This is a genomic window from Streptomyces sp. NPDC048424 (genome assembly GCF_040651555.1).
GTDB lineage: Bacteria > Actinomycetota > Actinomycetes > Streptomycetales > Streptomycetaceae > Streptomyces.
The window spans coordinates 52,955-78,715 of sequence record NZ_JBEZKE010000022.1 but is presented as its reverse complement, the minus strand read 5'-3'; the positions used below and the strand labels follow the sequence as shown (position 1 = coordinate 78,715).

General features: G+C 72.5%; 21 protein-coding genes. 14 read left to right on the top strand and 7 right to left on the bottom strand.

Annotated elements, in window-relative coordinates; translation table 11 throughout:
• Together AB0D29_RS27345 and AB0D29_RS27340 are read right to left on the bottom strand one after the other, a co-directional pair.
• Nucleotides 1–1,515: a UDP-N-acetylmuramoyl-L-alanyl-D-glutamate--2,6-diaminopimelate ligase gene (locus AB0D29_RS27345; RefSeq protein WP_362857855.1), complete on the bottom strand. Its 1,515-nt coding sequence runs from the start codon at nucleotides 1,513–1,515 to the stop codon at nucleotides 1–3.
• 218 nt (nucleotides 1,516–1,733) lie between these two features.
• Nucleotides 1,734–1,871 carry a hypothetical protein gene (locus tag AB0D29_RS27340; protein WP_362857854.1) on the bottom strand — a complete coding sequence of 46 codons (138 nt, stop codon included), beginning with the start codon at nucleotides 1,869–1,871 and terminating at the stop codon, nucleotides 1,734–1,736.
• Between the two features lie 99 nt (nucleotides 1,872–1,970).
• Between AB0D29_RS27340 and AB0D29_RS27335 the strand changes: the two genes are divergently transcribed.
• The 4 genes from AB0D29_RS27335 (at nucleotide 1,971) to AB0D29_RS27320 (ending at nucleotide 6,300) form a co-directional block, all read left to right on the top strand.
• On the top strand, nucleotides 1,971–2,909 hold the full coding sequence (locus AB0D29_RS27335) for an aldo/keto reductase (RefSeq protein WP_362857852.1): 939 nt from the start codon (nucleotides 1,971–1,973) through the stop codon (nucleotides 2,907–2,909).
• Nucleotides 2,910–2,999: 90 nt separating this feature from the next.
• Nucleotides 3,000–4,520: an alpha/beta hydrolase gene (locus tag AB0D29_RS27330; protein ID WP_362857850.1), complete on the top strand. Its 1,521-nt coding sequence runs from the start codon at nucleotides 3,000–3,002 to the stop codon at nucleotides 4,518–4,520.
• Between the two features lie 102 nt (nucleotides 4,521–4,622).
• Nucleotides 4,623–5,432 carry an MBL fold metallo-hydrolase gene (locus AB0D29_RS27325; protein ID WP_362857848.1) on the top strand — a complete coding sequence of 270 codons (810 nt, stop codon included), beginning with the start codon at nucleotides 4,623–4,625 and terminating at the stop codon, nucleotides 5,430–5,432.
• Between the two features lie 145 nt (nucleotides 5,433–5,577).
• The gene (locus AB0D29_RS27320) at nucleotides 5,578–6,300 is read left to right on the top strand and encodes a helix-turn-helix transcriptional regulator (RefSeq protein ID WP_362857846.1); all 723 of its coding nucleotides are present in this window, start codon (nucleotides 5,578–5,580) and stop codon (nucleotides 6,298–6,300) included.
• 112 nt (nucleotides 6,301–6,412) lie between these two features.
• Here AB0D29_RS27320 and AB0D29_RS27315 read toward each other — a convergent pair whose 3' ends face one another.
• Together AB0D29_RS27315 and AB0D29_RS27310 are read right to left on the bottom strand one after the other, a co-directional pair.
• Nucleotides 6,413–7,855, bottom strand: a complete 1,443-nt coding sequence (locus AB0D29_RS27315; protein WP_362857844.1) for a nucleobase:cation symporter-2 family protein — start codon at nucleotides 7,853–7,855, stop codon at nucleotides 6,413–6,415.
• A gap of 279 nt (nucleotides 7,856–8,134) precedes the next feature.
• Entirely contained in the window at nucleotides 8,135–8,920 is a 786-nt protein-coding gene (locus AB0D29_RS27310; protein ID WP_362857911.1) for an endonuclease/exonuclease/phosphatase family protein, read from the bottom strand.
• A 216-nt stretch (nucleotides 8,921–9,136) separates the two neighbouring features.
• Between AB0D29_RS27310 and AB0D29_RS27305 the strand changes: the two genes are divergently transcribed.
• Together AB0D29_RS27305 and AB0D29_RS27300 are read left to right on the top strand one after the other, a co-directional pair.
• The gene (locus AB0D29_RS27305) at nucleotides 9,137–10,906 is read left to right on the top strand and encodes a glycoside hydrolase family 3 N-terminal domain-containing protein (RefSeq protein WP_362857910.1); all 1,770 of its coding nucleotides are present in this window, start codon (nucleotides 9,137–9,139) and stop codon (nucleotides 10,904–10,906) included.
• Nucleotides 10,907–10,953: 47 nt separating this feature from the next.
• Nucleotides 10,954–11,127, top strand: a complete 174-nt coding sequence (locus AB0D29_RS27300) for a hypothetical protein (protein WP_351291855.1) — start codon at nucleotides 10,954–10,956, stop codon at nucleotides 11,125–11,127.
• 13 nt (nucleotides 11,128–11,140) lie between these two features.
• On the opposite strand, the gene AB0D29_RS27295 is transcribed toward AB0D29_RS27300, so the two are convergent.
• On the bottom strand, nucleotides 11,141–12,439 hold the full coding sequence (locus AB0D29_RS27295) for an MFS transporter (RefSeq protein WP_362857842.1): 1,299 nt from the start codon (nucleotides 12,437–12,439) through the stop codon (nucleotides 11,141–11,143).
• 157 nt (nucleotides 12,440–12,596) lie between these two features.
• Here AB0D29_RS27295 and AB0D29_RS27290 point away from each other — a divergent pair, with 157 nt between their 5' ends.
• Nucleotides 12,597–13,658 (top strand): AI-2E family transporter, encoded by a 1,062-nt coding sequence (locus AB0D29_RS27290; protein ID WP_362857841.1) that lies wholly within the window; start codon nucleotides 12,597–12,599, stop codon nucleotides 13,656–13,658.
• On the top strand, nucleotides 13,648–15,669 hold the full coding sequence (locus tag AB0D29_RS27285; protein ID WP_362857840.1) for a prolyl oligopeptidase family serine peptidase: 2,022 nt from the start codon (nucleotides 13,648–13,650) through the stop codon (nucleotides 15,667–15,669). The genes AB0D29_RS27290 and AB0D29_RS27285 overlap by 11 nt, the downstream gene beginning before the upstream one ends.
• A 149-nt stretch (nucleotides 15,670–15,818) precedes the next feature.
• Here AB0D29_RS27285 and AB0D29_RS27280 read toward each other — a convergent pair whose 3' ends face one another.
• Both AB0D29_RS27280 and AB0D29_RS27275 read right to left on the bottom strand, forming a co-directional pair.
• The gene (locus tag AB0D29_RS27280; RefSeq protein ID WP_362857838.1) at nucleotides 15,819–17,453 is read right to left on the bottom strand and encodes a PKD domain-containing protein; all 1,635 of its coding nucleotides are present in this window, start codon (nucleotides 17,451–17,453) and stop codon (nucleotides 15,819–15,821) included.
• Between the two features lie 141 nt (nucleotides 17,454–17,594).
• Nucleotides 17,595–18,299, bottom strand: coding sequence for a helix-turn-helix domain-containing protein (locus tag AB0D29_RS27275; RefSeq protein WP_362857837.1), 705 nt, complete (start codon nucleotides 18,297–18,299; stop codon nucleotides 17,595–17,597).
• A gap of 128 nt (nucleotides 18,300–18,427) precedes the next feature.
• Between AB0D29_RS27275 and AB0D29_RS27270 the strand changes: the two genes are divergently transcribed.
• From AB0D29_RS27270 to AB0D29_RS27245, 6 genes are all read left to right on the top strand, one after another.
• Nucleotides 18,428–20,110 (top strand): amidohydrolase, encoded by a 1,683-nt coding sequence (locus AB0D29_RS27270; protein ID WP_362857835.1) that lies wholly within the window; start codon nucleotides 18,428–18,430, stop codon nucleotides 20,108–20,110.
• 110 nt (nucleotides 20,111–20,220) lie between these two features.
• Nucleotides 20,221–21,891 (top strand): ABC transporter substrate-binding protein, encoded by a 1,671-nt coding sequence (locus AB0D29_RS27265; protein WP_362857834.1) that lies wholly within the window; start codon nucleotides 20,221–20,223, stop codon nucleotides 21,889–21,891.
• Nucleotides 21,888–22,856: an ABC transporter permease gene (locus AB0D29_RS27260; protein WP_362857832.1), complete on the top strand. Its 969-nt coding sequence runs from the start codon at nucleotides 21,888–21,890 to the stop codon at nucleotides 22,854–22,856. The genes AB0D29_RS27265 and AB0D29_RS27260 overlap by 4 nt, the downstream gene beginning before the upstream one ends.
• Nucleotides 22,853–23,767: an ABC transporter permease gene (locus tag AB0D29_RS27255; protein WP_362857830.1), complete on the top strand. Its 915-nt coding sequence runs from the start codon at nucleotides 22,853–22,855 to the stop codon at nucleotides 23,765–23,767. The genes AB0D29_RS27260 and AB0D29_RS27255 overlap by 4 nt, the downstream gene beginning before the upstream one ends.
• Complete coding sequence (locus tag AB0D29_RS27250; RefSeq protein ID WP_362857828.1) at nucleotides 23,767–24,771, top strand: ABC transporter ATP-binding protein; 1,005 nt, start codon at nucleotides 23,767–23,769, stop codon at nucleotides 24,769–24,771. Before AB0D29_RS27255 ends, AB0D29_RS27250 begins: the two co-directional genes overlap by 1 nt.
• Nucleotides 24,768–25,658: an ATP-binding cassette domain-containing protein gene (locus AB0D29_RS27245; RefSeq protein ID WP_362857826.1), complete on the top strand. Its 891-nt coding sequence runs from the start codon at nucleotides 24,768–24,770 to the stop codon at nucleotides 25,656–25,658. Before AB0D29_RS27250 ends, AB0D29_RS27245 begins: the two co-directional genes overlap by 4 nt.
• Nucleotides 25,659–25,761: the final 103 nt, after the last annotated feature.

The window sequence follows — 25,761 nt, the reverse complement described above, 5'->3', positions numbered from 1 at the left end:
TCAGAGCGTGCATCGGCCCGGGTCTGAAGGGCTGCGGGACGCGGAGAGCTCGCGCACCGTGGACATGTCGCTGAAGGGCAGGAGCGCCTCGCCCACGATCTGGTAGGGCTCGCTGCCCTTGCCTGCGATCAGGACCACGTCCTCGGGACCCGCGGCCGACAGGGCGAATTCGATCGCCCGCCGGCGGTCGGCGAAGCGCTCGAAGGGGGTGCCGGTCGCCACGAGGCCGGGGGCGACCTGGTCCAGGATGGCCTCGGGGTCTTCGTTGCGGGGGTTGTCCGAGGTGAGGACACAGAGGTCGGAGTGGGTTCCGGCGATCCTCCCCATGTCGGCCCGCTTGGTGGTGTCGCGGTCCCCGCCGCAGCCGAAGACGGTGACGACCCGGCCGCGTGCGAAGCCGCGGATGGTGGTCAGGACCTTGTCGAGGGAGTCCGGCGAGTGGGCGTAGTCCACGATCACGGAGGTGCCGAGGGGGGTCCGGAAGCGTTCGAACCGGCCCGGTACGGGAGGCATCCGGTCGAGTGCGTCGACCAGGGCCCCCAGGTCGTGGCCCAGGACGTGACAGGCGGCCACGGTGGCCAGCGCGTTGGACACCGAGAACTTCCCCGGAACGGGGATCGACGCCGGATACGCGCGCCCGCCGTGGTGGAGGGTGAACCGCGTGCCGGAGGCACTCACGTCGAGCCCGGTGGCCCGGTAGTCCGCCGGGGCGTCGATCGCGTACGTGGTCACCGCCCCGGGCATCATCGACCGGATCCCGGCGCCCACGGGATCGTCGGCATTGACCACGGCGTGCCGGCACAGTCCCTGGAACAGCCGGAGTTTGGCGTCCCGGTAGTTCTCCATCGTGCCGTGGTCGTCCAGATGGTCCTGCGTCAGATTGGTGAAGACGCCGACGTCGATGAAGGTGCGGTCGACCCGGTGCGTCAGCAGGGCCATGGAGGTGGCCTCCAGCACCACGCTGCCGGCGCCGCGGTCGCGCATGCACCCCAGCAGGTACTGCAGGTCCGGCGATTCCGGAGTGGTCAGCACCGAACGCGGCATCGGGATCGGCTCGTCGCCGATGCGGCTGCCGGCGGTCCCGATGACCCCCACCTTCGCGCCCTCGGAGAGCCGCAGGGCGGACTCGACCATGTACGACACGGACGTCTTGCCGTTGGTACCGGTGATCGCCACCATGTCCATCTGCCGCCCGGGCTCGCCGAAGTACCGCGAGGTCACGACAGCGGCCGCCGTGCGGGTGTCGGGCACCCGCACCGCGCAGGCACCCGGGGGCCACACCGACGCCGCGAGAGCCGGCTCCCGGCCGTCGACGAGTACCGCGGCCGCTCCGCGGGCGAGTGCGGGCGACACGGAGTCCGGTCCGCCCTCCCGGTGCCCGGGCACGGCGATGAACAGCGAGCCCGGCATCACCCGATCCGCGTCGAACGTGGTTCCGGCGGTGATCGACGTCGTCTCCGGGTCACCCCGGAGTACGTGGTGCTCCTGCCCGGCCAGCAACTCGCTCAGCTTCACAATGATCCCTTCGAGGGGGCTCGGCCCGGGCGTGCGGCCGTAGCCAGGCGGCAGCGCCGGCGGGATGCCGGGAAGCTGCGGTGGTGACGTGGAGCGGGGCGGGCGGTCGTCCGACGAGAACAGGACGACGAGGTGGCTCGGCCCGGCGAGGAGAGCCCCGACCACTGCGTGGAGCAGCGGCGCGCCGGACGGAGGAAGAAGGGGGAGGGAGGAGAGCGCTAGCCGTGGCCGTGCAGGGCGACCCGACGGGCCTCGGGCGCCCCGATGCCGGCCGCGGAGGCGGGGTCGACGACGGCCGGGCGCGGCCCGGAGGCGGCCTGCCGTGCGCACCGCCTCGTCGAACCCATGCGACTCATGGCCCGAGTGTACGGCCGATCGGACGACGTGAAGCCCACGTCGGACAGGGGCCGGACAGGGCCTAGGGTGGGGGCGTGGTGACGGACGGGAGTGCGGGCGTGAGTGGTGACCGGGTGCTGTACGGGTGCATGGGCCTCGGCGGGAGCTGGGAGCCCGGTGCGTACGGGCCCGGCGACATCGATGCCGCCGAGGCGGCGATCTCCGCCGCACTCGACAGCGGGATCACCGCCTTCGACCACGCCGACATCTACCGGCACGGGAAGGCCGAGGCCGTCTTCGGCGAGGTGCTCGCCCGCACGCCGGGGCTGCGCGAACGCATCACGCTCCAGACCAAGTGCGGGATCCGGCTCGGCGACGCGGACCGCCCGGGGATCTACGACCTCCGCGGGGAGAGCATCGCGCGACGGGTGGAGGAGAGCCTGACCCGGCTGCGCACCGACGTGATCGACGTCCTGCTGCTGCACCGCCCCGATCCGCTGGCGGACGTGGACTCGATCGCGTCGGCGCTGACGTCCCTGCACCGGCAGGGTCTCGTACGGCGCTTCGGCGTCTCCAACATGGGCGCCGCGCAGATCGCCCACCTCCAGGCGCGTCTCGACGTCCCGCTGGTGGCCAACCAGCTGGAGATGAGCCTGCACAGCCGCGACTGGGTCGAGGCCGGGGTGCTGCTCAACACGGCCGGGTCCGCGGCCAACGGCTTCCCGTTCGGCACGCTGGAGCACTGCCGCGACCACGGCATCCGCCTCCAGGCCTGGGGCGCGCTGGCGCAGGGCCGGTTCACCGGCCGCGAGCAGACGCCGGCCGAGCGGGCCACGGCGGAGCTGCTGGCCGAGCTGGCCCGGCGCAAGGGCACGACGCCCGAGACGGTGCTGCTGTGGTGGCTGATCCGGCACCCCGCCAGGATCGCGCCCGTCATCGGCACCGCCCGCCCCGACCGGATCCGCGCCTGCCGCGACGCGGCCGTACGGGAGCCCGACCTCACGCACGAGGAGTGGTACGAGCTCTGGATCGCGGCCCGCGGGGTCCCGCTGCCCTGATCTCCGTACGCCGGCGCGGGGGTTATCCCCACCGGGGGCCGACATGCCTGCGGGATGGGAACCCGACGCGAGATCAACAAGGCTTGCGCCATGACGACTTACCCGAAGAAGGCCCTGCTCCTCACCCTCGCCGCGGCCTCCGTGGCCGCCGGCCTGACCACCACGGGCGCCGCGAGCGCCGCACCGGCGGCCGCGCGGCCCACGCCGGCCGCCCCGCAGCTGCGTTGGCACGCCTGCGCCGATCCGGAGGTGCCCGCCGGCCAGGAGTGCGCCGAGCTGCCCGTCCCGCTCGACTACGAGGACCCCGACGGCCGGCAGCTCACCGTCGCCGTCTCCCGCATCCGCAGCGACCGCCCCGAGGCCCGGCGCGGCACGCTCGTCGTGCTCCCGGGCGGACCGGGCGGATCCGGCGTGCAGCGCCTGAAGCAGAAGGGCGACGCGCTGCGCCGGGAGCTCGGCGGCGCCTACGACCTCGTCGCCTTCGATCCGCGCGGTGTGGGCGCCAGCACCACCGCGTCCTGCGGCCTCGCCCCCGAGGACCGGTACCTCACCAGCCTGCGGTCCTGGCCGGGTCCGAACGGCGAGATCACCGAGAACGTCGCCCGCTCCCGGCGCATCGCCGAGGCCTGCGCCCGCACCGGCGGCACCGAGCTGCGCAGCTTCACCACCGCCAACCAGGTCCGCGACATGGACCGCTTCCGGGAGGCCCTCGGCGAGCGCAGGCTCTCCGCGTGGGGCACCTCGTACGGGAGCTACGTGGGGGCCGTGTACGCGCAGAAGTACCCGCGGCGCACCGACCGCTGGGTCCTCGACAGCAGCGGCGACCCCGACCCGAAGCGGGTCGCCCGCGGCTGGCTGGCGAACATGTCGCAGGGCGCCGAGGACCGCTTCCCCGACTTCGCGGCCTGGGCGGCCCACCCCGACCGGGACCGGGACGGCCTGCGACTGGCCGGACGGCCGGAGGAGGTCGAGCCGCTCGTCGTCTCCCTCGCGGCCGCGCTGGACCGGGCGCCGAAGGAATCGACGACCCCGGGCGCACCCCTGACCGGTAACGGTCTGCGCCAGGCCCTGCAGAACGCCCTGTACAGCGACTCCGCCTTCGCCCCCGTCGCCCGGCTCGTCAAGGAGGCCGGGGACCCGGCGCAGAAGCCCGTCCTCCCGCGCGAGCTCGCCCAGCCCATCCCGGACCCGGACGCCGCGCTCATGGTCGCCGTCATCTGCAACGACGTGGCGTGGCCGGACGCGTCCACGGCCTCGTACCAGCGCGCGGTCGACGCGGACCGCGCCCGCCACCCGCTGACGGCCGGCATGCCGGTGAACGTGCTGCCCTGCTCCTTCTGGAAGGACGCCCCGGCACAGAAGCCGACGCGGATCACCGACGACGGGCCGTCCAACATCCTCATGCTCCAGAGCCGCCGCGATCCGGCGACCCCGCTCTTCGGAGGCCTCAGGATGCGCGAGGCCCTGGGGGACCGGGCCCGCCTGGTGACCGTCGAACAGGGCGGACACGGGCTGTACCTCGGCAACGGCAACGCGTGCGGCAACCGTGCCGTGACGGAGTTCCTGACCACCGGCAGGCGTCCGGCCCGGGACACGGACTGCGCGAACTGAGGACGGCGCCCCGGTGCGGTCACCGCCTCCCGCGCGCGGTCGCAAGCCGACGGCGCCAAGATGGAGGGAGAGTCCGAACCGCGCAGGGGGGTGGAGACCGTCATGAGCACGCACAAGCTGGGACCCGACATCACCGTTCTCGCGGATTGCCTGGAGGTTCCGGGCATCGGCTTCCTCCCCGTCAACGCCTTCGTCCTGCACTCCGAGCAGCCGGTGGTCGTCGACACCGGCCTCGGACTGCCCGACCGGCACTTCGTCGACACCCTCGGCTCGGTGCTCGACCCCGCCGACGTGCGGTGGATCTGGCTGACCCATCCCGACCGCGACCACACGGGCGGCCTCTTCGCACTGCTCGAAGCCGCTCCCCGGGCGCGGGTGGTCACCACGTTCCTGGCCACCGGGATCATGTCCACCGAGCGGCCGCTGCCCCTGGACCGGCTGTACTTCCTCAATCCGGGCCAGACCCTGGACGTGGGCGACCGGAACCTGCACGCGTTCCGGCCGCCGCTCTTCGACAACCCGGCCACCGTCGGCTTCTACGACGACCGTTCGCGGACCTGCTTCAGTTCCGACTGCTTCGGCGGTCCGATGCCGTCCGCGGAGGTCGCGTTGAGCACCGACGTCGGGGCGGTGCCGGCCGAGGACCTGCGGGCGTCCCAGCGGCTCTGGGCGAGCGTGGACAGCCCTTGGGTCCAAGTGGTGGATCCGGACCGGTTCCTCGCCACCGTGGAGCCGCTGCGGGCCATGGATCCGCAGACCATCCTGTGCACGCACCTGCCGCCGGCGGTGGGACAGACCACGCAGTTCATCGACACGCTCGCGGCGCTGCCCGGAATCGATGCCTTCACGGGGCCGGACCAAACCGCGCTGGAACAGATGCTCGCGAACTTCGAACCCGGAGGTGCTGGCTAGCCTTTGAATCACAGGGAGATGGACGGTTACACCCCGCTGAACATCAGCTGAACATCTGTTACTGTGCCCGCGCTTGGTGTTCATCCATCGATCCGTCCTCCCCTCGCACGCCTCGCGTCCGAGGATGCTGCGAGGTGTCGCGTCCGTGCACAGCACTCCGTTCTCCCCCACCGAGGCCAGGTCTGCACGAGCCCGCATGGGCCTGTCCCCGACCCAGGTGGCCCACTTCATGGCCACCTGCGGCGCCCCCGTCCACCCGCAGCTGGTCCTGGCCTGGGAGCAGGGCTCCGAGATCCCCACCGACCGCCAACTCTTCGCCCTGGCCGACGTCTTGTGGTGCGAAGCGACGGCGCTGATGGGCATCGAGCCGCGCACCCTCGCCGAGCACCGGCTGGCCCGCCGGCTCACCGTGGAGCGGCTGGCGTACCGGATAGGCATGGACCCGACCGAGTACCGTGCGGCCGAAGAGGCGCAGCACTGGCACGGCGACGCCTGGCAGACCAGGGCGCTCGTGGAGGCCCTCGGCCTGTCCTTGCGCAAGCTCATCGGGATCATGGGCCGGGTGGACGAGCTGACGGAGCACCTGAGATCGGCCGTCGCCGGGCGGTGGAAGACGTACGTGGACCCGGTGGCGGAGATCGTCGTGGTGGACGCGACCAGCGTCGGGGACGCGCTGCGCACGATGCACGGGGAGTTCTCCCGGTTCTCGGAGCGGTACATGGGACACCTCGTCGCACGCAACGACGACGCCCGGCTGAAGGAGATCGCGGCGGAGCGCGCCGCCTACCTGCGCCGACTCGTCGACCACTTCTGGGAGTTGATCGGCGAGGAGGGCGAGGCCTCGCCGTTCCCGCTGGGCGGGCGCTGACGGGCCACCGGCTGACGGGCCACCGGCAACCGGCCGTTGGCAGGACGGAGCGGACCGGGAAGGACGCCTCGCCCCTCCCGGCCCCGCCGTGCCCCCGGGGCGCTGGCCCGCTTCAGCGGGCGGGGTGCGCCCCGAACTCCGCTTCCGGCGCCTCGTCTTCCCCCATGCCGTCCCAGTCGATCTCCCTGGTGGTGCGGCGCGTGAAGACGTTGAAGAGCAGGTTCAGCGTGATGGCGGTGAGGGCACCCAGCGTGATCCCGCTGTCGAGGACCGCCCGGAGGTCGTCCGGCATCCGGTCGAAGAACGGCGCGACCGTGGTCGGCAGCAGGGCGGCGCCGAGACTGACCGCCAGGATCAGGGTGTTGCGCTCCTCGCGCAGATCGGCCTTCCCCAGGATCTGCACGCCGACCGCGGCCACGATGCCGAACATGGAGACCGCCGCCCCGCCCAGCACCGGGTGCGGGACCGAGGCGACGAGGCTGCCCGCCTTCGGCAGCAGCCCCAGCACGACCATGAACACACCGGCCGCGACGACCACGTACCGGCTCATCACCTTGGACATGCGCACCAGCCCGATGTTCTCGGCGAACGCCACGTACGGGAACGAGTTGAGGACGCCGCCGAGGACCGTCGCCGCGCCGTCGGCGCGCAGCGCCCGGGCCACCGTGTCGGCATCGACCTTCTTGCGGGTGATCTCGCCGATCGCGTAGACGTCCCCGGTGGTCTCCACCATGGTGATCAGGGCGACGACGAGCATGGCGATGATCGGGAGCAGCTCGAACCGCGGCATGCCGTAGTGGAAGGGCGTGGTGACCCCGAACCAGTCGGTCTCCCGCACCGCCGCGAAATCGGCGTCGCCGAAGAGCCAGGCGACCGCCGTGCCGACGACGAGCCCGAGCAGGACCGCCAGGCTGCTCAGGAACGGCTTGCCGATCCGGACCACGGCCAGGATGAACAGCAGGGTGCCCAGCGCGTAGGCGAGGTTCTTCGGATCCCCGTACGCGGGGGTGCCGATGAGGTGCGCACCGCCGGCGGCGTCCTGCAGCGCCACCGGGATCAACGTGATGCCGATGATGGTGAGGATCGTGCCGATGACGACCGGCGGGAAGTACTTCACGAGCTTGCTGAAGAGCGGTGCGAAGAGGAAGGTCGCCATGCCCGCAGTGATCACCGCCCCGTAGACGACGAGGAGGCCGGCGGTACCGCCGCCGGCGCCCGTGCCTATGGCGATCATGGGCGAGACCGCGGTGAAGGTGACGCCTTGGACCAGGGGCAGCCGGGCGCCGACCTTCCAGACACCGAGCGCCTGGATGATCGAGGCCACGCCGCAGGTCAGCAGGTCCGCGTTGATGAGGTGGACGAGCTCCTGGCGGGAGAGGCCCAGCGCGTTCCCGAGCAGGACCGGGACGATGACCGCCGCCGCGTAGAACGCGAGGACGTGCTGGAAGCCGTACAGGGCGAGCCGGGGGATCGGGAGCGGCTCGTCGACGGGGTGCGCATGTGTCTGCGTGTGCGCGTGCGGTCGACGGGGGGACTGACGGGGCATTCGTGCCATCTCTGCCTTGCCTTCGCGAGGTAGGTGAATGAGAAGACAGCCGCCCTCCAGTCCTGGGTGACAGGACGAGGGCAGGCCGGCTCGTACCGAGCCGACGCCGGGCGGTGTTGCCGACGCCGCGTCGCTCTGCACTGCGTATTCATGTCCCGGGTGGGGGAGTGTCCTTCGATCGACGCATCGGATCCGTCTTTGATCTTGAGATCCGAAGGGGGGATCGACCGAGGGCGCTCACCATAGCCAAAGGCGGTGTTTCCTCGCGAGTAACCTTTCCGCCGGGCGTCAGCGGCGCAGCCGCAGGTCGGCGACGACGGGGCGATGGTCGGAGGCGAGGGTCTCGCTGACGTGTGCCCCGCGGACGCGCACGCCCGCCGAAACGGCGATGTAGTCGATCCGCTTCACCGGGTTCCGGGCGGGATAGGTGGATGCGCGGGGATCCGCATCCGTCATGTCGCGCCACAGCGGAGCGAGTTCGGGCGCCGAGGGCGGCGCGTTGAAGTCGCCGAGGAGGACCTTCGGACCGGAGCCCCGTCCCATGATCTGCCGCATCTCGGCGACCTGCGTCGCCCGCACCGAGGAGTCGGCTCGGTGGTCGAGGTGGGTCACGTACACGCGCAGCGGCGCGCCCCGCACCCACAGCGCGACCTCACCGAATCCGGGAGCCGGAGCCGGAGCCGGAGCGGGGTCCGTGGTCTGGGTCGAGAGCCGGGTGATCCGGTGGTTCTCCGCGGCCAGGACGGGGTGCCCGGACAGGACGGCCACACCGAACTCGCGCCCGCCGACGCGGTAGATCGGCGCGAACGACACGCGCATCCCCAGGCGCCCGCCCAGCTCCTGCGCCGTGTCGAGCCAGCGACTGCGGTCGCCCCAGCGGACGTCCACCTCCTGCAGCCCGATCACGTCGGCGCGCAGGGCGCGCAGGACCGCCGCCTGCCGGTCCAGGTCGAAGACGCCGTCGGAGCCGGTGCCCGCGTGGATGTTGTACGAGACCACGCGCACGGGGACCTCGCCCGCGACGGCCCGGGCCCGGGCCTGGACCGGGGAGGCGGCCGGCGCCGCCAGCAGCATCACGGCCAGCAGCGCGGCGGGCACCGCGGCCGGCAGCGCCCGGGCGACACCACGCGTCGGCTTCACCAGGCGACGGTAACCGGCATGACCCGTACCGTTCATGACCGCTCCTGCGCGTCGCGGCCGGATCGGGGAAAGCGGATGGCTACCGTCCGCTCCATGAGGACTTCGCGCCGGGCGTTCCTGTCCACGGCCGTGACGGGTGCGGCGCTGACGATGGCGGACGCCACCGGAGCCGTCGCCGGCACCACGGACGGGCCGCACGCCCTGCTCGGCGCCATGGACCTGGCCCAGAAGGTCGGCCAGCTCTTCGTCGTACGCGTCCACGGGCACCGCGCCACCGCCCCCGACGCGGCGGACGAGCGGGCCAACCGGAGGCTGCACGGCGTCGCCGACGCGGCCGAGCTGATCGCCCGGTACCACGTCGGCGGGATCGCCTACTACGCCAGGACCCGCAACATCCGCGACCCGCTCCAGGTCGCCGCCCTCTCCGCCGGCATCCAGCGGGCGGCGCTGGCACAGCCCGTTCCGGTACCGCTGCTGATCTCCACCGACCAGGAGCACGGCGCCGTCACCCGCATCGGCCCCCCGGCCGCCCTGCTGCCCGGCGCGATGGCACTCGGAGCCGGGGGAGCGCCCGCCGACGCCCGGTCGGCCGCCCGGATCGCGGGCACGGAACTGGCCGCGATGGGCATCCGGCAGAACTACGCGCCCGTCGCCGACGTCAACACCAACCCCGCCAACCCCGTCATCGGCGTGCGCTCCTTCGGGCCCGACCCGAAGGCCGTCGCCGCGCTCGTCGCCGCCCAGGTACGCGGCTACCACGACGCCGGAGTCGCGGCGACCGCCAAGCACTTCCCCGGCCACGGCGACACCGCCGAGGACAGCCATACCGGCCTGCCCGTCCTGGACCGCACCCGTGCCCAGTGGGAAGCCCTCGACGAACCCCCGTTCGCGGCGGCCGTCGCCGCCGGCGTCGGCTCGGTCATGACGGCCCACATCGTCCTCCCCGCCCTCGACCCGTCCGGCGACCCGGCCACCCTGTCCCACCGCGTCGTCACCGGCCTGCTCCGCGAACGCCTGGGCCACCGCGGTATGATCGTCACCGACTCGCTCGGCATGGCCGGCGTACGCAAGAAGTACCGGGACGACGAGATCCCCGTCCGCGCGCTGCTCGCCGGCTGCGACCAGCTCCTCAACCCGCCCAGCCTGCCCCGCGCCCATCAGGCGGTGATCCGGGCCGTCCGCGCGGGCGAACTCACCGAGGAGCGCGTCGACCGGTCCGTCCTGCGCATCCTGCGGCTCAAGCAGGCGCTCGGCCTCCTCGACACCGTCCGGGGCATCGGCGCGGGCGGCGGCGGCGCCGTCCGCGCGGTCGTCGGAAACCCCGCGCACCTGACGGCCGCGGACCGGATCGCCGAGCGCGCCACCACCGTCCTCACCAACCGGGGCGGCCTGCTCCCGCTCTCATCCGCCGGCCACCCCCGCCTGCTGGTCACCGGCGCCGACCCGGCCGCCCCGACGGGCACCACCGCCGCGCCGACCACCGTGCTCACCGAGGCCCTCGTACGGCTCGGCTTCACCGCGGCCGCCGCCCCCACCGGGATCGCCCCCACCCCCGAGGCCATCGCACGCGCCGAGGCCGCCGCCCGGGGCCACGACGCCGTGCTGGTGTGCACGTACGACCTCGGCGCGCCCAGCGCACAGCGCGCTCTGGTCGACCGACTCACCGCGACCGGCGTCCCCGTCATCGCCGTGGCGCTGCGCAACCCTTATGACATCGTCCAACTTCCCGACGTGACGGCGAGCCTGGCCCTCTACTCGTGGAGCGACACCGAACTCCGGGCCGCAGCCCGGGTTCTGGTCGGCGCGGCAGCCGCCCGAGGACGCCTCCCCGTCGCCGTTCCACCGCTGTTCCCGCTCGGCCACGGCCTCCAATACCCATCCGTACTTGTGGGTACTGGGGCCGAATGGCGCCGGATTTGATAGTTCTGGACTGGTCCGGTGTGAGAATGCTGCGGGAAGGACACGGCATGTTCGATCTACTGCGCCCGGAGACCGTCGTGTGCCCGTTTTGTAAGGCCACCGCCGCCGACGGCGCGGTGCGGACCCTGCGGACCGGAGCCTGTTCGCTCTCGGTGACCTGGCACGCCGGCAACTGCCCGCACTACGCGGCCGACCGGATCCTCGCCGAGAAGGAGGGCTGAGCCCGGGCGGCCGTCAGGCCACCGCACCGCTCGACTCCGCCCCCGCCTCCCGGGCCGCCCGGCGGCGCAGGGCGTCCTCGTCGGTGTCGGCGTCGTAGGAGATCAGCTTCGGCAGCAGGGCGGCCAGCACCGCCACCGACGCCACGCAGGCCAGACCGCCGCTCCAGAAGGCCGGCCGGGTACCGGTCCATCCGGCCATCGTGCCCGCCCGGACCTGGCCCAGCTGCGGGCCCACGCTGTACGAGAGCACCTCGATCCCCGCGAGCCGGCCCCGCAGCTCCTCGGGGATCGTCTGGTTCCAGATCGTGGCGCGCGCCAGCCCGCTCAGCATGTCGCCGGCGCCCGCCACCGCGAGGCACAGCAGCACGACCCAGATGCCGCCGGACGCGCCCGCGGCCGCGATCGCCAGCCCCCAGACCGTCGCCCCGGCCACCACCAGCAGCCCGTGCCGCCGGATCCGGGACACCCAGCCGCTGGTCAGCCCCAACACCAGGGAACCCACCGCCCCCGCCGCGTACATCAGCCCCAGCGCCCACACCGCGTCCAGCTCGTCCGCGAGGAAGGGGAAGATCGCGTTCGGGAAGGCGAAGAGCATCGCCGCCAGGTCGACGGCGTACGTCCCCAGCAGCACGGGCCGGCTCCACGCGTACCGCGCGCCCTCGGCGATCCCGCGCAGCGACGGCCGCTCGGCGCCCCGTACCGGCGGCGCAGGACTGAGCCGCAGACACAGCAGCACGGAGACGAGGAAGCCCACGACGGTGATCGAGTAGGCCGAGGCGTACCCGGCGTACGCGACGACCAGACCGGCCAGCGCCGGACCCGCGATCGCCCCGAACTGGTAGCGCAGCCCGTTGAGCGCTGCGGCCGCGGTCAGCTGGTCGTGCGGCACGATCCGCGCCATCAGCGAGTCCATGGCCGGCCGCTGGAGCCCGGCCAGTGCGGACACGCCGGCCGCGACCACGTACAGCGGCCACAGCAGCGGATCCGGCAGGGCCGCGTTCACCAGCAGCACCAGCGCGAGCACCCCGAGCCCGGCCTCGGTCAGCAGGATCATCCGCCGCCGGTCGACCGCGTCGGCGAGGGCGCCCCCGTACAGCCCGAAGACCACCAGCGGGACCAGCTCCACCGCGCCCATCGCGCCGACGGCCAGCGGGGAGTCCGTCAGGTGCTTGATCTGCAGCGGCAGCGCGATCATGGCCATGAAGGAGCCGAAGTACGTCACCGTCCCCTGGTAGAACAGGAGCCGGAAGTCACGGCCGGTCCGGAACGGGGCGAGGTCGGGCAAAAGGGTGGCCAGGCGGGAAGTACTCACGAGAGGCCATCGTCGACGGGTGCCCGCGCCCGCGCAAAGGGTTTTCCCCGCTCAGGCGCCGGACGCCGGGCGCCGGAACGCCCGCGGGCCCGCCCCGGACGGGCGAATCAAGGGCCCCGCCCGTGGCAACGGGGGCCCGCGGTGGCATCCATGGACCATGCCGCCGGTGTCGCCGTTCCTGCGTACGGCCGCGTCGTACGCCTGGCGCCTGCTGGTCGTCGGCGCCGCCGTCTACGCGGTCTTCGCCGTGCTGGGCCGCTTCCACGAGATCGCCGTGGCCCTCTTCCTCGGCCTCGTCGTCGCGGCGCTGCTGTGGTCGCCCACCGGGCGCCTCGCCCGCAGGGTCCCCCGCACGCTCGCCGTCGCCGTGACCCTCGTCGGCAGCGCGCTGCTGGTGCTGGGCGTGCTGACGCTGGTCGGCGAGGCCGTGGCGGGGGAGAGCACGACCTTGGTCCGGGAGTTCCGCCAGGGACTCGCCAGCATCGAGGCATGGCTGGAGCGGCCGCCCTTCCGGCTGAACCCGCGCGCGCTCTCCGACGTCCAGTCCCGGATCGGGGAGTACCTCTCCAGCCACCGCTCCACGCTGCTCAGCCAGGCGGTCAGCGGAGCCGGCCGGCTGGTGCACGTCCTGACCGTCCTCGCCCTCGCCGTCTTCTGCTCGGTCTTCTTCCTGCACGGCGGCGACCGGCAGTGGTCGTGGTTCTGCGCGCAGCTGCCCGAGTCGGCGCGCGAGCGGGTGGCGATCGGCGGGCGGGCGGCCTGGCGCACCTTCACCGGCTACACCCACGGCATCCTGCTGGTCGCGGCGACGAACGCCGTCCTCGTCGGAGTGGCGCTGTACTTCCTCGGGGTCCCGCTGGCCGTTCCGCTGGCGGTACTGGAGTTCTTCGCGGCCTTCATCCCCCTGATCGGGTCGCCGGTCGCGCTGGCGGTCGCCGCGGTGGTCGCGCTGGCCGCGCAGGGGCCGCTCGTCGCGGCGATCGTGGTGGCGCTGATCGTGGTCATCGGCCAGATCGAGGGCCATCTGCTGCATCCGCTGGTGATGAGCCGGGCGGTACGGCTGCACCCCCTGGTGGTGGCGATCTCGGTGGTCGCGGGGGCCATCGCCGCCGGAGTGGTCGGCGCGGTGGTCGCGGTCCCGCTGGTCTCGGTGGTCTGGTCGGTGCACTCGGCCCTGCGCGCGGCCCGTCTTCCTGCACAATCGCCTGATGAGCGATGAAGACCCCTACCTCTGGTTGGAAGACGTATCCGGAGAGGCCGCCCTCGACTGGGTCCGGGAGCGCAACGCCGAGACCGTGGAGGCGCTGACCGGTGCCCCCGGGTTCAAGGTGCTCGAGCAGGAGATGCGCGAGGTGCTGGACGACGACGGCCGGATCCCGTACGTCGTCCGCCGCGGCCGCCACCTCTACAACTTCTGGCAGGACGCCGACCACGTGCGCGGGCTGTGGCGGCGGACCACGCTCGAGGAGTACCGCACGGAGCGGCCGGCCTGGGAGGTGCTCCTGGACCTGGACGCACTGGCCGAGGCAGAGGACGAGAAGTGGGCCTGGGCCGGCAGCAGCGTCCTGGCCCCCGAACACCGGCACGCCCTGGTCATGCTGTCGCGGGACGGCGCCGACGCCTGCGTCGTGCGCGAGTTCGACCTGGAGACCCTGGCGTTCGTCGAGGACGGGTTCACGGTCGAGGAGGCCAAGACCCGGATCGGGTGGATCGACCACGACCGGATCTGGATCGGGACCGACTTCGGCCCCGGCTCGATGTCCGCGTCCGGCTACCCGCTCCAGGTGCGCCGCTGGCGGCGCGGCACCCCCCTCGCAGACGCGGAGCCGGTCTACGAGGGCCGGCCCTCGGACCTGTCCGCCACCGGATGGCACGACGACACCCCCGGCTTCGAGCGGGACTTCGTCCACCGCCAGATCGACTTCTGGAACAAGGAGCTCTTCCTCCTCCCGGAGGACCCGGCCGGCCCGCCGGTGAAGATCGACGTACCGGACGACGCGGGTGCCTCCGTCCACCGGCAGTGGCTGACCGTCACCACCAAGGCACCCTGGCTCGGCCACCCCGCGGGCAGCCTGCTCGCCTTCGACTTCGACGCCTTCCTGGCGGGGGAGCGGGAGGCCGAGGTGCTGTTCACCCCGGACGAGCGCACCGCGCTCGCCGGATACAGCTGGACGCGCAACCACCTCATCCTCAGCACCCGCGCCGACGTCTCCTCGCGGATGGAGCTCCTCACCCCGGGGCCCGGCGGCTGGCAGCGGGCCCCGCTGCCGGGCGTACCGCCGCTGTCCACCGCCTCGGTCACCACCACCGACCCGGACGTGAGCGACGAGTACTTCCACCACGTCTCCGGCTTCCTCCAGCCGTCCACCCTCTACCGGGGCACCGCCGGCGGCGACGGCGAGAGCGTCAAGCAGAGCCCGGCGCTCTTCGACACCGCCGGCCTCGCCGTGCGCCAGTACTTCGCGACCTCCGCGGACGGCACGCGGGTCCCGTACTTCGTCGTCGGACCCGAGGACCGCCCCGGCCCCGGCCCCACCCTGCTCTACGGGTACGGCGGCTTCGAGATCTCCATGGTCCCGCAGTACAGCGCGCTCACCGGGCGGGCCTGGCTCGCGCGGGGCGGCACCTACGTCGTCGCGGGCATCCGGGGCGGGCACGAGTACGGGCCGGACTGGCACCGGGCGGCCCTCGGCGCGAACCGGGTCCGGGCGTACGAGGACTTCGCCGCCGTCGCCCGGGACCTCACCGCCCGGGACATCACCACCCCCGCCCAGCTGGGCATCGAGGGCGGCAGCAACGGCGGACTGCTGATGGGCGCGATGCTCACCCGGGAACCGGAGCTGTTCGGGGCGGTCGTCGCCCACGTGCCGCTGCTGGACATGCTCCGCTTCCACAAACTGCTCGCCGGCGCCAGCTGGATCGCCGAGTACGGGGACCCCGACAGCCCCGCCGACCGGCCCCACCTGGAGCGGATCTCCCCGTACCACCAGGTCCGGGCGGACGGGCCGGCGTACCCGCCGCTGCTCCTGCTCACCTCCACCCGCGACGACCGCGTCCACCCGGGCCACGCCCGCAAGATGGCCGCCCGGCTGCGCGAGTTCGGGCATCCGGTCCTCTTCCACGAGCACCTCGGCGGGGGCCACGCGGGCGCCACCGACCACCGGCAGACCGCCTTCAACGAGGCCCTCGTCCACACCTTCCTGTGGGAGCGGCTGACCCCGTCGAACTGATGCGGGGCCGGGGCGGGGCCGGGGCGGGGCCGGGGCCGGAGCCGTGCCGGAAAACGCGGCACGGCGCCCCGGGAGCGGGACCACTGGGGTCCGCTCCCGGAGCGCCGTGCGGGCGGTTCAGCCGGCAGGTCCTGCCGGTGGGCCGGGCGTCAGTTCTTGGCGTAGAAGCCGAAGGTGTCGACCAGCAGGTCCGTGGACTGGTAGCCCATGTTCCAGAAGTCGATCACGTTGTTGACGCCGGAGCTCGCCTGGACCAGGTTCGGGACGGTCTTGCGGTAGGTCCAGTTGAGGTTGGAGGAGTTCGGCGGCGTCGGCCACGTCTCCCAGCCACCCTCGTAGGCGGCCCACGAGTTGGGGTCCGGGGAGACCGTCAGGAAGCCGGTGCCCTCGGGGTTGGTGACGGTGGCGTTGGTGACGAGCGCGGTGACGTTCGTGTCCCCGCCCGCGACCCGGCCGTAGATGTAGGAGCGGCCGTCGAGCGGGTTGCCCCACTCACGGGTGTCGAACCAGCGGCTCGGGGCGGTGCGGATCAGCGCGCTCTCGCTCTCGGGGCTGTAGTAGCCCACGACGTCGACGATCACGTGGGTCCCGGCGCCGGCACCGTTGCGGATGCTGATCTTGCCGTCGGGGCCGATCGGGACGATGACCGAGTTGGCGATGGTCTGGCCCTGGCCGAAGTTCAGGTTCGACGAGGTCGGGGCCGCGCCGCCGGGGTAGACGGTCAGGTGACCTTCCATGTTCGGCTCGTGGACGGTCACGTTGAGCGCGACGGCCTTGGCGCTCGACGGGACGCCCCCGCGGCCGTGCACCTGGGTGCTGAAGCTGCCGTAGCCCGGGACCTTGCCCGTGCCCGTGCCGAGGCCCTCGCGGGTGTCGACGATACGGCTCGGGTTCAGCGAGGTGTAGCCGCTGGCGGCGGACTTGGAGAAGTAGCCGGTGACGTCGGCGATGAGGTCGAGCTCGCCCGCGCCGTGGTTGTAGATGTCCACGTAGCCGTTCTGGCCGACCGACGCGATCACCATGTTCGGGACGGTCTGCCCCGGGGTGTAGTTGACGTTCGACGTGGTCGGCACCTCGCCGCCCTCGGCGTACACGCGGACGTGTCCGTCCTTCGAGGGGTTGGTGACGGTGACGTTCAGGGCCACGGCGGTCACACCGGCCGGGATCTGCGCGGCGCCGCCGACCTTGATGCGGGCGGTCCCGAAGGCGGGCACCTTCTTCGCGGGCGCACCGATGCCCGCGCGGGTGTCCAGCAGACGGGTCGGGGTGTGCGGGGTGAACTCGTTGCCCGCGGTCGCCAGGACGATCTGGTTGGTGCCGCGGACTCCGCTGCCGTCGATCAGGGAGACCTTGACGGTGTAGACGCCGGCCTTGGCGTACACGTGGTTCTCGGTCAGGTTGGTGGGGCCGTTGGCGCCCACCTGTATCTGGCTGCCGTCGCCCCACTCGACGAGCACGCCGAGCGCGGTGCCCGGGTCGCTGGTGACGGCGAGCCGCAGCTCCACGCCGTGGGCGCTGACGGTGTCGGCCTCCAGGGAGACCGTCGGCTCGGCGGCGGCGTCCGCGGCCTGCTTGCCGCCCTTGCCGGCCGGGTGGACCGTCTTGGAAGCAGGGCTGGAGGTGGTTCCCTCCTTGTACGCCTTGGCCGCGATCTTGTTCAGATCGAGGTCGGGAACGGACACCCCCCGGTGGTCCGTCCCCTTGGCTCCGTCCTGGCCCGTCGCGTTGGCGACACCCGGGACGAGTCCGACACCGGCCGCGACGATTGCGGCGGTGGAAAGCATGAGTCGGCGATTACGCACCGGCCCCCCCATTTTAGTTTTTGAACGCGATCAGGTTTGAAGCTCGCTCAGATTACATAGGCGGGCTGCTTCCCGCGAGCACTTTTTGATCTCGCTGTCGCGTTGTGTCAATGCCATGACATTTCAGTGCGAGGAGTCCGCGCGGAGGTCCTCCACCCGCTTCTCGATCGCGGTGATCAGCGCCTCCACCCTGGCCAGGAAGATCTGCTCGTCCGTCACCTCGGCGAGCTGCGTGCTCAGTCGGGTGATGTTCGGGAACCCCGCCGCGTCGACCAAGCGGTACTCCCGGCTCCAGGAGGACTCGTCGGCCGCCCTGATGTCCGGGTCGAACAGCAGGTACGCGGCGCGCTGGCCGACGTACGCGAGGAGCGAGTCGCCGACCATCCGGTAGTGGACGGCCGCCTCGGCGCCGTCGAGCCCGGCCTCCCTGACGGCGCCGAGGATCAGCTCGACCACCCGGAACTCGTTGGGCCGCCGGGTCGTCCGGCTGGCCATGGTCGATCCGACCACCGGGTACTTCAGCGCCACCTCCAGTGAGCCGTCGGCGAGCGCCCGCAGCCGGCCCTTCCAGTCGAGCCCGTCGGGGATGCTGTCGAGCACCTCGCCGAGGGTGCGGTCGGCGACGGACAGCAGCAGCTCGTCCTTGTCGCGGAAGTGCCGGTAGATCGCGGTCGGGTCGGCGCCGAGCTCCTCGCCGAGGCGCCGGACGGTGAACGCGTCCGCACTGCCGCGGGCCGCGATGCGCAGGCTCGCTTCGATGATCGCGTCGGGTGTGAGCTGGCTGCCCGCGCGCTTGGACCGGGCGGGTGCGTCGGATGGCTTCGGCATGGTGGGGCCAGTGTAACGATGTGGAACGGAGGCGGCGCAACACCGTTGACAACAATGTTGCGCTCCCGTTCACTCCTCCTCAACAAACAAGCCGTGCGGGTCTGCCCGCCGAGCCGGAGGATGCGTCGATGTCCAACAACAGGCAGCGGGCCGACACCGTATTCGTGGGCGGGAAGGTCTTCACCGCGACCGGGCCGGCGCCCGTCGACGCCGCGGTCGCGATCGGGGGCGGACGGATCCTCGCCGTCGCCGACGAGGCCACCGTCCGCTCCCTCGCGGACGCGGACACCGAGGTGGTCGACCTCGCGGGCGGCCTGCTCGTCCCGGGGTTCCAGGACGCCCACGTCCACCCCGTGGTGGCCGGCGTCCAGATGCTCGGCTGCGACCTGAGCGAGGAGCGCTCCATCGACGGCTACCTGGCCGTGGTCGCCGCGTACGCCAAGGAGCACCCCGAGGCGGCCTGGATCCGCGGCGGCGGCTGGTCCATGGACGTCTTCCCCGGGGGCACGCCGACGCGCGCCATGCTCGACGCGGTGGTGGCGGACCGGCCCGTCATGCTCACCAACCGCGACGGCCACGGAGCCTGGGTCAACACCCGCGCGCTCGCACTTTCGGGCGTGGACCGCACCACCCCCGATCCGGCGGACGGCCGGATCGAGCGGGAGGCCGACGGGACCCCGGCCGGCACCCTCCAGGAGGGCGCCGTGGACCTGGTGGCCCGCCACGTGCCCATCGCGACGCCCGACGAGGCGCACGCCGGCCTGCTCGCCGCACAGGAGCACCTCTTCTCCCTCGGCGTGACCAGCTGGCAGGACGCCATGATCGGCGCCTTCCCCGGCAACCCCGACAACTACGGGGTCTACCTGCGGGCGGCGCGGGAGGGCTCCCTGCGCGCCCGCGTCGTCGGCGCCCTGTGGTGGGACCGCGAACGCGGCCTGGAACAGATACCCGAACTGGAGGAGCGCCGCCGCACCGGACAGGTGGGCCGCTTCAACGCCACCAGCATCAAGATCATGCAGGACGGCATCGCCGAGAACTTCACGGCCGGCCTGCTGGAGCCCTACCTCGACGGCTGCGGCTGTGCCACCGCGAACTCCGGGCTCAGCTTCATCGACCCGGAACTGCTCACCGAGGCGGTGTCCCGGCTCGACCGCTCGGGCTTCCAGCTCCACTTCCACGCGCTCGGGGACCGCGCCGTGCGCGAGGTGCTCGACGCCCTCGCCGCGGCCCGGGCGGCCAACGGAGCCAACGACAACCGCCACCACCTCGCCCACCTGCAGATCGTCCACCCCGACGACATCGCCCGCTTCGCGAGCCTGGGAGCCGCCGCGAACATCCAGGCACTGTGGGCCGCGCACGAGCCCCAGATGGACGAGCTGACGATCCCCTTCCTGGGACCCGAACGGGCCGCCCTCCAGTACCCCTTCGGCGACCTGCAGCGCGCCGGCACCCGCCTCGTCGCAGGCAGCGACTGGTCGGTGAGCAGCCCCAACCCGCTGTGGGGCATCCACGTCGCCGTCAACCGCGCCGTACCCGACGAGGCCCCCCACCCGTCCGGGACCTTCGAACCCCTGCCGCCCTTCTTCCCCGAGCAGGCGCTGACCCTCTCCCAGGCACTGACCGCCTACACCGCGGGCAGCGCCTGGGTGAACCACCTCGACGAGGTCACCGGAACCGTCGAGGCGGGCAAGTACGCGGACCTCGTCGTCCTCGACCGCGATCCCTTCGCCCACCCCGGCGAGGAGATCGCCGACACCCGGGTGCTCCGGACCTACCTCGACGGCGAACTCGTCTTCGCCGCGACGGACTGAGCACCGGCACACCGATCACGGACTGCCGGCGGACCGGGCAGTCACCGGCCGGGCCGCCACCGGCCGAGCAGCACGAACCCCACCACGCTCACCCCTCAGGGAGCCAGACGATGTCATCAGCCACATCGGGATCGCCGCACCACCGACGCAGCCGCATCCGCCACGCCCTGGCGACCGCCCTCGCGGCGGGCGCGTTGCTCGTCACCACCGCGTGCAGCGGCACCACGGGCGGACAGAAGGACGGAGCCACCGCCTTCGAGCTCACCGACGCGACGCCGGCCGCCGCCGGCGCCGTGGACTCCTTCACCTGGTCGATCTTCGCGGAGCCGACCACCATCGACTACGCCTACTCCTTCGACTACCCGCCCAACCAGATCCTCGCCAACGTCTGCGAGAGCCTGCTCCGCTGGAACCCCGATCTGACGACCTCGCCGAACCTGGCCTCCTCGTACACCAACCCCACGCCCACCACCTGGGTCTACCAGATACGGCCCGGCGTGCGCTTCCACGACGGGACCACGCTCACCGCCGACGACGTCGTGGCCTCGCTGCGCCGCAACATCGACCCGGAGACGGCCAGCGTCTGGGCCTACCCCTTCCGCAACGTGAAGTCGGTCGACCGCACCGGGCCGATGGAGGTCACCGTCACCCTGGCGCAGCCCGACTCCACCTTCAACAAGTACCTCGCCGCCAGCCCGGGCACGGTGGAGTCCGCCGCCACCCTCGCCAAGGCCGGCAAGAACTACGGCAATCCGCAGACCGGCGTGAACTGCACCGGCCCGTTCTCCTTCGGCTCCTGGACCTCCGGCCAGTCCCTCACGCTCAAGCGGTTCGACGACTACTGGAACCCGGCCCTCAAGGCCAAGTCCGGCGAGGCGAAGTTCGTCTTCCTGGCCGACCCGACGACCCGCGTCAACGCCTTCCAGAGCGGTGAGGTCGACGGCGGCTGGATGGTCCCGCCGAACGCCTACTCCCAACTGCGCGACACCCAGGCCGGAACCCTCTACTTCGGCCGCAACACCACCGTCGCCGACGAGGTGGTCGGAAACCTCAAGGGCCCGCTCGGCGACGCCCGGGTGCGCAGGGCCCTGCTGATGGCCATCGACCGCGAGGGCATCGTCAAGGCCGGCGCAGGCGGGGTCGGCGAGGTCGCCGACTCGCTCATCACCGAGAACCTCTGGAACGAGGGGCCCGTCACGAGCCGCGACGCCATCCTCAAGGAACTCCCCACGTACCCCTACGACCCGGCCAAGGCCAAGGCGCTCGCCGCCGAGGCCGGAGTGAACGGCCAGAAGGTCGTGATCGCGACCAGCCCGCTGGACTCCCAGACGACCATCATCACGCAGGCCGTCGCCCAGGCCGCCACGGCCATCGGACTGAAGCCGCAGATCGACTCCGTCTCCGCGGAGAAGTACACGACGCTGTTCACCGACCCGGCCGCGCGCGAGGGCATCGACCTCTTCCTCACCTTCTGGTACACCTCCATCACCGACCCGCTGGACATGTACGGCTCCCTGCAGACGGGCGCCTTCAGCAACTACGGCAACTGGTCCGACCCCGCCTTCGACCAGGCCGTCGACAAGGCGATCGCGAGCCACGACCCCGTCGAGCACATGGCCGCCAACGCCGAGGCCCAGCGGATCGCGATGCGCGAACTGCCCTGGCTGCCCCTCTACACCCAGCCCGTGAGCGTGTTCCTCGGCAAGCGGATCACCGGCGTCAAGCCGTCCATCGCCTACCTCTACTACCCGTGGGCGGCCGAGATCGGGGCGAAGGGATGACGGTCGCGGTGGCACGGGCCGGACGCGTGCTGCGCAAACTCGCCGGCATGGCGGCGACCCTGCTCGTCACCTCCTTCCTCGTCTTCTCCTCGCTGTTCCTGGCGCCGGGCGACCCCGCCTCCTTCCTCGTGAAGGGGCGCAGCCCCAGCCCGCAGGAACTCGCCGAGATCCGCCGCCAGTACGGCTTCGACGAGCCCTTCCTGGTCCGGTACTGGAACTGGCTGGAGGGCGTCCTGAACGGCGACTTCGGCCGCTCCTACCTCTTCCACCAGGACGTCTCTTCGGTCATCTGGTCGCGGCTGCCCGCTTCCATGCTGCTGATCGGCGTGGCGGCCCTGATGATCGCGGTGGTGGGCCTCGGATCCGGCATCGTCGGCGCGCTGCGCCGGGGCACGCGGACCGACCGCACCCTGATGCTCCTGGTGACCGTGGGCGCCGCGGCGCCCGCCTTCGTCGCCGCGCTCGTGCTCAGGTCGGTGCTGGGCGTGCAGCTGGGCTGGTTCCCGACGATCGGGAACGGCACCGGAGTCCTGGACCGACTGCACCACGTGGTGCTCCCCGCCGCGGCCCTGTCCGTGACCTTCGTGGCACTGGTGACCCGCGTGACCCGCTCGGCGATGCTCGACGAACTGCGCCGCGAGCACGTCGAAGTGGCCCTCAGCCGGGGGACACCCCGCCGGACCGTCATCCGGCGGCACGTCCTGCGCAACGCCCTGGGACCGATCGTGACCGTCTCCGGGCTCCTGGTCTCGGGGATGCTGGTCAGCACCGCCATCGTGGAGACCGCCTTCGGGATGTCCGGAGTGGGCTCCCTGCTGGTGCAGTCGGTGGACCAGCTGGACTTCCAGGTCGTCCAGGCGATCGTCCTGCTGGTGGTGGCCGCGTTCGTCGTGGTCAACGCCCTCGTCGACCTGGTGCACCCGCTGATCGATCCGCGCATGGCCGCGGCGGGGAGCGCACGATGACCGCACACACCGCGAACACCGAGCCGGCCGCACAGGCCGCGCAGACCGCCCCGGCCGCCCCGGCGGCCAAGCGCCGCCGCGCGCTGACCCGGCTCCGGACCCTCGGCGGCAGCCGGCTCCAGCGGACCTGCCTGCTGCTCCTCCTCCTGTTCGTCCTGGTGGCGCTGCTCGCGCCGTGGCTCGCACCCCAGGACCCGACCTTCGGGCGCCTCGGCGACACCCTCCTGGGGCCGAGCGCCGACCACTGGCTGGGCACCGACCAGGGCGGCCACGACACCTTCTCGGCGCTGATCGCCGGTACCCGCACCAGCCTCGCCGGACCCCTCGCCGTGGTGCTCTTCTCCACCCTCCTCGGCACGGCGGTCGGCCTGTTCACCGCCTGGCGCGGCGGCTGGATCGACGCCGTCACCGGCCGGGTGCTCGACGTCGTCTTCGCCTTCCCCGCGCTGCTCCTGGCGATCCTCGCGGTGGCCCTCTTCGGCAAGGGGATGACGGCGCCGGTCCTCGCCATGGCGATCGCCTACATGCCGTACACCGCCCGCCTCGTCCGCGGACTCGCCGTCCAGGAGAAGGCCCGCCCCTACATCGCCGCCTACCAGGTGCAGGGCCACTCCGCCCTGTTCGTGACGGTCCGCAGGATGCTGCCCAACCTCGCCCCGACCCTGCTCGCCCAGTCGACGGTGAACTTCGGCTACGCCCTGCTCGACCTCGCCGCCCTCTCGTTCCTGGGGCTCGGCGTACAGCCGCCGACCCCCGACTGGGGCGCCATGATCAACCAGGGTCAGGCGGCCGTGCTCCAGGGGCAGCCGCTGTCCGCGATCGCGCCGGCCGTGGCGGTCGTCCTGGTGGTCGTCGCCTTCAACGTCGTCGGGGAGAACCTCGGCGACCGGCTCGCGGGGAGGGACTCCTGATGACACTGCTCGCATACGAAGGCCTCAGCGTCACGCTGCCCGCCATGGCCCGCCCCCTCCTGGACGGCGTCGACCTGCGGGTCCGCGCCGGGGAGGTCGTCGCCCTGGTCGGCGAATCCGGCTCCGGGAAATCCGTCACCGCCCGCGCCGCCCTCGGCCTGTTCCCGCAGGGCGCCGACATCGGCGGCCGGGTGCGGGTCGACGGGACCGACCTGGTCGGCGCCGACGCCGCGGCCCTGCGCGACGTACGGACCAACAAGGCGGCGATGATCTACCAGGACCCGCGGGCCGCCATCAACCCGGTACGCCGCGTCGGGGACTTCCTCACCGAACCGCTGCGCCTGGTCCACGGCTGGTCCAAGGCCCAGGCCGACGCCCGGGCCGCCGAACTGCTCGAGGCGGTGGGCCTTCCCGACCCGGCCCGGCACCTGAACCAGTACCCGCACGAGCTCTCCGGCGGAATGCTCCAGCGCGTCGTGATCGCCGCCGCCCTCACCGCGGAACCGCGGCTGCTGCTCTGCGACGAGCCGACCACCGCACTCGACGTCAGCACCCAGGCCGAGATCCTCGCGGTCCTGGGACGCCTCCAGCGCGAACGCGGTCTCGGCCTCCTCCTGATCACGCACGACATCGAGCTCGCGGCCGCGGTCAGCGACCGGATCTACGTCATGTACGCGGGCCGGATCGTCGAGACCGCGCCCGTGGGGGAGCTCTTCACCGCGCCCCGCCACCCCTACACCGCCGGCCTGCTCGGTTCCTCACCGCCGCTCGACGGCCCGCTCGCCCGCCTCACCCCCATCCCGGGCGCCCCCATGGGCCTGCTGGAGTCCGCTCCCGGCTGCGCCTTCGCACCCAGGTGCCGCTTCGCCGAGCCCGGCCGCTGCGACCAGTCCCCGCCCCCGCTGCAACGGCACGGCCCGGGCGAGGTCGCGTGCCACCGCACGGCCGAACTGGCCGCGGCCCCGCCGGCGCCTTCCCTCGCATCCCGCACGGAGGACCGTTGACCACCGAGCGCACCACCGACCCCACCGACCCCACCGCCCCCCTGCTCCAAGTGAGCGGCCTGCGCAAGACCTACCGGACCGGAGGCACCGAGGTCGTCGCGGTCGACGACCTGTCGTTCACCCTCCGGGCGGGCGGGGCCCTCGGCATCGTCGGAGAGTCCGGTTCCGGGAAGACCACCACGGCCCGGATGCTGATCGGCCTCGAACGCCCCGACGCGGGCCGGATCCTCGTCCAGGGCGAGCCGCTGGCCGCGTCCGTACGGGGCAGACCGGCGCGGCTGGCCCGGGCCAAGGCCGTACAGATCGTCTTCCAGGACCCCTACCTCTCCCTGGACGCCCGGCTCAGCATCGGCGCGACGATCGACGACGTGCTCCGACTGCACGGGACCCGCGACCGCGCGGCGCGGGCGGCCCGGGTCCGTGAACTGCTGGCCCAGGTCGGCCTCGGCGACCGCGAGGCGGCCGCCCTGCCCCGCCGCCTCTCGGGCGGGCAGCGCCAACGCGCGGCGATCGCCCGGGCGCTGGCGGTGGAACCCGCCGTGCTGGTCCTCGACGAGGCGGTGTCGGCCCTGGACGTCTCCGTGCAGGCGCAGGTGCTCAACCTGCTGTCGGACATCCGGCGCGACACCGGCATCGGGCTGGTCTTCGTCAGCCACGACCTGGCCGTGGTCCGCTACGTCTGCGACGAGGCCCTCGTCATGTACCGGGGCCGGACCCTGGAACACCGCCCGGTCTCCGAGCTCCTCACCTCGCCCCGGGACCCCTACACCAAGCTCTTGCTGGCCTCCGTGCCCCGGCCGGGCTGGGACCCCGACTCGATCAGCCGGCGCCGGCGCCGCCTCGATCCCTTCACGAACGGAGGACACCGGCCGGCGGCGGCGACCTGACGGAACCGTTCGGGAGGGGCGGCCGGGGAATCCGTACGGGGGATTTCCGGTGCCGGTCGCCGCCGGACGCCGGGTTGTGCCCCACCATCGGCGGATCGACCCC

Coding starts and splice junctions, on each gene's coding strand:
- AB0D29_RS27340 (WP_362857854.1), bottom strand. CDS start 1,871: ATGAGTCGCATGGGTTCGACGAGGCGGTGCGCACGGCAGGCCGCCTCC.
- AB0D29_RS27330 (WP_362857850.1), top strand. CDS start 3,000: ATGACGACTTACCCGAAGAAGGCCCTGCTCCTCACCCTCGCCGCGGCC.
- AB0D29_RS27325 (WP_362857848.1), top strand. CDS start 4,623: ATGAGCACGCACAAGCTGGGACCCGACATCACCGTTCTCGCGGATTGC.
- AB0D29_RS27315 (WP_362857844.1), bottom strand. CDS start 7,855: ATGGCACGAATGCCCCGTCAGTCCCCCCGTCGACCGCACGCGCACACG.
- AB0D29_RS27310 (WP_362857911.1), bottom strand. CDS start 8,920: ATGCTGCTGGCGGCGCCGGCCGCCTCCCCGGTCCAGGCCCGGGCCCGG.
- AB0D29_RS27305 (WP_362857910.1), top strand. CDS start 9,137: ATGGCGGACGCCACCGGAGCCGTCGCCGGCACCACGGACGGGCCGCAC.
- AB0D29_RS27300 (WP_351291855.1), top strand. CDS start 10,954: ATGTTCGATCTACTGCGCCCGGAGACCGTCGTGTGCCCGTTTTGTAAG.
- AB0D29_RS27290 (WP_362857841.1), top strand. CDS start 12,597: ATGCCGCCGGTGTCGCCGTTCCTGCGTACGGCCGCGTCGTACGCCTGG.
- AB0D29_RS27285 (WP_362857840.1), top strand. CDS start 13,648: ATGAGCGATGAAGACCCCTACCTCTGGTTGGAAGACGTATCCGGAGAG.
- AB0D29_RS27280 (WP_362857838.1), bottom strand. CDS start 17,453: ATGCTTTCCACCGCCGCAATCGTCGCGGCCGGTGTCGGACTCGTCCCG.
- AB0D29_RS27275 (WP_362857837.1), bottom strand. CDS start 18,299: ATGCCGAAGCCATCCGACGCACCCGCCCGGTCCAAGCGCGCGGGCAGC.
- AB0D29_RS27270 (WP_362857835.1), top strand. CDS start 18,428: ATGTCCAACAACAGGCAGCGGGCCGACACCGTATTCGTGGGCGGGAAG.
- AB0D29_RS27265 (WP_362857834.1), top strand. CDS start 20,221: ATGTCATCAGCCACATCGGGATCGCCGCACCACCGACGCAGCCGCATC.
- AB0D29_RS27260 (WP_362857832.1), top strand. CDS start 21,888: ATGACGGTCGCGGTGGCACGGGCCGGACGCGTGCTGCGCAAACTCGCC.
- AB0D29_RS27255 (WP_362857830.1), top strand. CDS start 22,853: ATGACCGCACACACCGCGAACACCGAGCCGGCCGCACAGGCCGCGCAG.
- AB0D29_RS27250 (WP_362857828.1), top strand. CDS start 23,767: ATGACACTGCTCGCATACGAAGGCCTCAGCGTCACGCTGCCCGCCATG.